Source organism: Nocardioides sp. (genome assembly GCF_016462705.1).
GTDB lineage: Bacteria > Actinomycetota > Actinomycetes > Propionibacteriales > Nocardioidaceae > Nocardioides.
Genome location: NZ_JAEMSS010000248.1, coordinates 1 through 4,987, shown reverse-complemented (window position 1 = coordinate 4,987; position 4,987 = coordinate 1). Strand labels below are relative to the sequence as shown.

Genomic DNA, 4,987 nt, shown 5'->3' with positions numbered 1-4,987 from the left:
CTGCAGCGGGCACTCGCCGCCCTTGTCGCAGACCGGGCAGTCCAGCGGGTGGTTGATGAGCAGGAACTCCATGACGCCCTGCTGGGCCTTGTCGGCGACCTCGCTGGTGACCTGCGTCGAGACGACCATGCCCTCGGCGACCGGGAGGGTGCACGAGGCCTGCGGCTTGGGGAAGCCACGGCCGTTGCCGGCGTCCGGGACGTCGACCAGGCACTGGCGGCACGCACCGACCGGGGCCAGCAGCGGGTGGTCGCAGAAGCGCGGGATCTGCACGCCGATCTGCTCGGCGGCCCGGATCACCAGCGTGTTCTCGGGGACCTCGACGACGACGCCGTCGATGGTCAGGGAGACGGTCTTCGGTGCCTTCTCGACCTCGCTCTTCTCCGGAGCCTGCGTCATGCCAGCACCGCCTCGTCCGCGAAGACCGTGGAGGCCACCGGGTCGAACGGGCAGCCGCCGTGGGTGAGGTGCGCGAGGTACTCCTCGCGGAAGTACTGGATCGAGCTGGAGATCGGGCTGGTCGCACCGTCACCCAGCGCGCAGAACGCACGGCCCAGGATGTTGTCGCACTGGTCGAGCAGCAGGTCGAGGTCGGACTCGCTGCCCTCGCCGCGCTCGAGGGCGGCCAGGGTCTGCGCCAGCCACCAGGTGCCCTCCCGGCACGGGGTGCACTTGCCGCACGACTCGTGCTTGTAGAACTCGGTCCACCGGAGCACTGCCCGGACCACGCAGGTGGTCTCGTCGAAGATCTGCAGCGCCCGGGTGCCGAGCATGGAGCCGGCCTCGCCGACGGCCTCGAAGTCGAGGGGCACGTCGAGGTGCTCGGCGGTGAGCAGCGGGGTGCTCGAGCCGCCGGGCGTCCAGAACTTCAGCTCGTGTCCCTCGCGGACGCCGCCGGCCAGCTCCAGGAGCTGGCGCAGGGTGATCCCCAGCGGCGCCTCGTACTGGCCCGGCTTCGTGACGTGCCCGGACAGGGAGAAGATGCCGTAGCCCTTGGACTTCTCGGTGCCCATCGAGGCGAACCACTCGGCACCGTGCTCGATGATGCTCGGCACCGACGCGATCGACTCCACGTTGTTGATGACCGTCGGGCTCGCGTAGAGACCGGCCACGGCCGGGAACGGCGGCCGCAGCCGCGGCTGGCCGCGACGGCCCTCGAGACCCTCGAGCAGGGCGGTCTCCTCGCCACAGATGTACGCCCCGGCGCCGGTGTGCACGACCACGTCGAGGTCGTAGCCCGAGCCGTGGATGTCCTTGCCGAGGTGGCCGGCGGCGTAGGCCTCCTCGACGGCCGCCTGCACCCGGCGGATCACGTGCAGGACCTCGCCACGGATGTAGATGAAGGCGTGGTGCGCGCGGATCGCGAAGGAGCTGATGATCACGCCCTCCACGAGGACGTGCGGGTTGGCCATCATCAGCGGGATGTCCTTGCAGGTCCCGGGCTCCGACTCGTCGGCGTTGACGACGAGGTACTTCGGCTTCGGGTTGTCCTGCGGGATGAAGGACCACTTCATGCCGGTCGGGAAGCCGGCACCTCCCCGGCCGCGGAGGCCGGAGCCCTTGACCTCCTCGACGATCGCCGCGGGCTCCATCCCGAGCGCCTTGGTGAGCGCGCGGTAGCCGCCGTGGGCCTCGTAGGTCTTCAGGGTCCAGGAGCGGTCGGCGTCCCAGATGTCGGTGAGGACCGGGGTCAGGGTGCCCATGTCAGCGCTCACTTGGCGTCGTCCTTGTCCGCTGCGGTCTCGGTGCTGTCGTCGGACTCCTCGACGGCCGCCTGCGAGGCGACCCGGTCGTCGGCCTCGGCCGGGGCCCCGTCGGCGGCACCCGACGAGTCGGTGTCCGGCGCCGTCCAGCCGCGCTCGCGCGCGATCGCCAGGCCCACGAGGGACGGCTCACCTGCGGACGGTCCCTCGTCGACCCGGCCGTCCGGGAAGCCGGCCAGCACCCGCTCCGCCTCGCGCCAGGTGCAGATCCGGGGACCGCGGGTGGAGGTGACCTCCTTGCCCTCGCGCAGGTCGTCGACGAGCTGGACCGCGGAGGTGGGCGTCATGTTGTCCATGAACTCCCAGTTGACCATCATCACCGGGGCGTAGTCGCAGGCCGCGTTGCACTCGACGTGCTCGAGCGTGACCTTGCCGTCGGCGGTCGTCTCGTCGTTCCCGACGTCGAGGTGGTCCTTGAGACGCTCGAAGATCGCGTCGCCGCCCATCACCGCGCACAGGGTGTTGGTGCAGACACCGACGAGGTAGTCACCGACCGGCTTGCGCTTGTACATCGTGTAGAACGTCGCGACGCCGCTGACCTCGGCGGCCGACAGGTCGAGGATGTCCGCGCAGGCCTGGATGCCCTCCGGTGTCACCCGGCCCTCCACGGACTGCACGAGGTGGAGCATCGGCAGGAGTCCCGAGCGGGGCTCCGGGTAGCGGGCGGCGATCTCCCGCAGCTCGTCGAGCACGCTCTGGTCGAGGCTGGTGGCGGTCACCGGTCGACGCCTCCCATCACGGGGTCGATCGAGGCGATCGCGACGATCACGTCGGCGACCATGCCGCCCTCGCTCATCACCCCGGTCGCCTGCAGGTTGGTGAACGACGGGTCGCGGAAGTGCACCCGGAACGGGCGGGTGCCGCCGTCGGACACGACGTGGGCACCGAGCTCACCGCGGGGGGACTCGATGGGCACGTAGGCCTGGCCGGCCGGGACCCGGAACCCCTCGGTCACGATCTTGAAATGGTGGATCAGTGCCTCCATCGACTCACCCATGATGTGGCGGATGTGGTCGAGGCTGTTGCCCATGCCGTCGCTGCCGATGGCGAGCTGGCTCGGCCAGGCGATCTTCTTGTCGCCCACCATCACCGGGGCACCCTCGAGAGCGGCCAGCCGGTCCGCGGCCTGCTCGATGATCTTGAGGGACTCCCACATCTCGTTGAGCCGGACCCGGAACCGACCGTAGGAGTCGCAGGTGTCCCACGTCTGGACCTCGAAGTCGTAGTCCTCGTAGCCGCAGTAGGGCTCGGACTTGCGCAGGTCCCAGGGGTAGCCGGTGCTGCGCAGGACCGGGCCGGTGAGACCGAGGGCCAGGACCCCGTCGAGCTCGAGGTGACCCACGTCCTCGAGGCGGCCCTTGAAGATCGGGTTGGCGTTGCACAGCGCGGCGTACTCCGGCAGCCGCTTCTTCATCAGGGCGATGAAGCCGCGGATCTCGTCGAGGGCACCCGGCGGCAGGTCCTGGGCCACCCCACCGGGACGGATGAAGCCGTGGTTCATCCGCAGGCCGGTGATGAGCTCAAAGAGGTCGAGGACCAGCTCGCGCTCGCGGAACCCGATGGTCATGACCGTCAGGGCACCGATCTCCATCCCACCGGTGGCGATGCAGACCAGGTGCGACGAGATGCGGTTGAGCTCCATGAGCAGGACCCGCATGACCGAGGCCTTCTCGGGGATGTCGTCCTCGATGTCGAGGAGTCGCTCCACTCCCAGGCAGTAGGCGGTCTCGTTGAAGAACGGCGACAGGTAGTCCATCCGGGTGCAGAAGGTGACGCCCTGGACCCAGGAGCGGTACTCCATGTTCTTCTCGATGCCGGTGTGCAGGTAGCCGATCCCGCAGCGGGCCTCGGTGACCGTCTCGCCCTCGAGCTCGAGGATCAGCCGGAGCACCCCGTGCGTCGACGGGTGCTGCGGGCCCATGTTGACGACGACCCGTTCGTCGGCGTCCTCGGCGATGCCGCTGACGATCGCGTCCCAGTCCTGGCCGGTGACCGTGAAGACCTTGCCCTCGGTCGTCTCGCTGCTGCCGGCGTACATGTCGTTCTGGTTCGTCGCAGCCATCAGTTGTACGACCTCCGCTGGTCGGGCGGCGGAATGGTCCCGCCCTTGTACTCCACGGGAATCCCGCCGAGCGGGTAGTCCTTGCGCTGGGGGTGGCCGGGCCAGTCGTCCGGCATCAGGATCCGGGTGAGCGCCGGGTGCCCGTCGAAGATGATCCCGAACATGTCGTAGGTCTCGCGCTCGTGCCAGTCGTTCGTCGGGTACGTCGCCACGATGGACGGGATGTGCGGGTCGCTGTCCGGGCAGGTGACCTCGAGCCGGGCCCGCCGGTTGTGGGTCATCGAGAGCAGGTGGTAGACCGCGTGCAGCTCCCGGCCGGTGTCCTGGGGGTAGTTGACCCCGCTGACGCCCGCGCACAGCTCGAAGCGCAGCTGGGGGTCGTCGCGGAACAGCCTGGCCACGGCGGGCAGGTCCTCGCGGCGGACGTGGAAGGTGATCTCGCCGCGGTGGATCACGATCGCCTGGATCGCGGACGGCTCGACACCCCCGCCGGCCAGCGCGGTGTCGAGCGCGCCGGCGACGTCCTCGTGCCAGCCCTCGAAGGGTCGCTGGGCGGCGCCGGGGAAGACGACCGGCTGCACGAGACCGCCGTAGCCGCTGGTGTCACCGGTGCCGGCCACGCCGAACATGCCCTCGCGCCGGCCCACGACCTGGATCTCGGTCTCCGCCTCGGCGTCGGGCACCGTGGCGGGTGCGTTCTCGGGCGACTGGTCTATCGCCGGCTGCTCGGGGCCCTTCGGCTCGGGAAGGACGTCCTTCGGAGGCTCGCTCAACGCAGGAGGCCCTTCATCTCCGAGGTCGGCAGGGCCTTGAGGGCGGCGTTCTCACGCTGCTCGATCTGGGCGGCCATGTTGGGGCCGAGCGGGCGGCTCTGGACCTGGTCGTGGAGCTTGAGGATCGCGTCGATGAGCATCTCCGGGCGCGGCGGGCACCCGGGGAGGTACATGTCGACCGGGACGACGTGGTCGACGCCCTGCACGATCGCGTAGTTGTTGAACATGCCGCCGCTGCTGGCGCAGACACCCATCGCGAGCACCCACTTGGGGTCGGGCATCTGGTCGTAGATCTGGCGGAGGACCGGCGCCATCTTCTGGCTCACCCGACCGGCCACGATCATCAGGTCGGCCTGGCGCGGGCTGGCCCGGAAGACCTCCATGCCGAA

The 4,987-nt window shown here is 69.7% G+C and carries 6 protein-coding genes; all 6 read right to left on the bottom strand.

Going from position 1 to position 4,987, the window contains the following annotated elements:
• Nucleotides 1–399 (bottom strand): 2Fe-2S iron-sulfur cluster-binding protein (locus JHD21_RS20610; protein ID WP_292679204.1); only part of this gene is annotated, 399 nt, incomplete at its 3' end.
• Complete coding sequence (nuoF, locus tag JHD21_RS20605) at nt 396–1,703, bottom strand: NADH-quinone oxidoreductase subunit NuoF (protein ID WP_292679207.1); 1,308 nt, start codon at nt 1,701–1,703, stop codon at nt 396–398. The genes JHD21_RS20610 and nuoF, both read right to left, overlap by 4 nt.
• An 8-nt stretch (nt 1,704–1,711) precedes the next feature.
• Entirely contained in the window at nt 1,712–2,482 is a 771-nt protein-coding gene (nuoE, locus tag JHD21_RS20600; RefSeq protein WP_292679201.1) for an NADH-quinone oxidoreductase subunit NuoE, read from the bottom strand.
• On the bottom strand, nt 2,479–3,825 hold the full coding sequence (locus JHD21_RS20595) for an NADH-quinone oxidoreductase subunit D (protein WP_292679199.1): 1,347 nt from the start codon (nt 3,823–3,825) through the stop codon (nt 2,479–2,481). The genes nuoE and JHD21_RS20595 overlap by 4 nt, the downstream gene beginning before the upstream one ends.
• Complete coding sequence (locus tag JHD21_RS20590; protein WP_292679196.1) at nt 3,825–4,598, bottom strand: NADH-quinone oxidoreductase subunit C; 774 nt, start codon at nt 4,596–4,598, stop codon at nt 3,825–3,827. The genes JHD21_RS20595 and JHD21_RS20590 overlap by 1 nt, the downstream gene beginning before the upstream one ends.
• The coding region (gene nuoB / locus JHD21_RS20585; protein ID WP_292679194.1) for an NADH-quinone oxidoreductase subunit NuoB at nt 4,595–4,987 on the bottom strand (393 nt) is incomplete at its 5' end. The genes nuoB and JHD21_RS20590, both read right to left, overlap by 4 nt.

Excerpts from the sequence above, each read along its gene's own strand:
- nuoF (WP_292679207.1), bottom strand. The coding sequence starts at position 1,703 with ATGGGCACCCTGACCCCGGTCCTCACCGACATCTGGGACGCCGACCGC.
- JHD21_RS20595 (WP_292679199.1), bottom strand. The coding sequence starts at position 3,825 with ATGGCTGCGACGAACCAGAACGACATGTACGCCGGCAGCAGCGAGACG.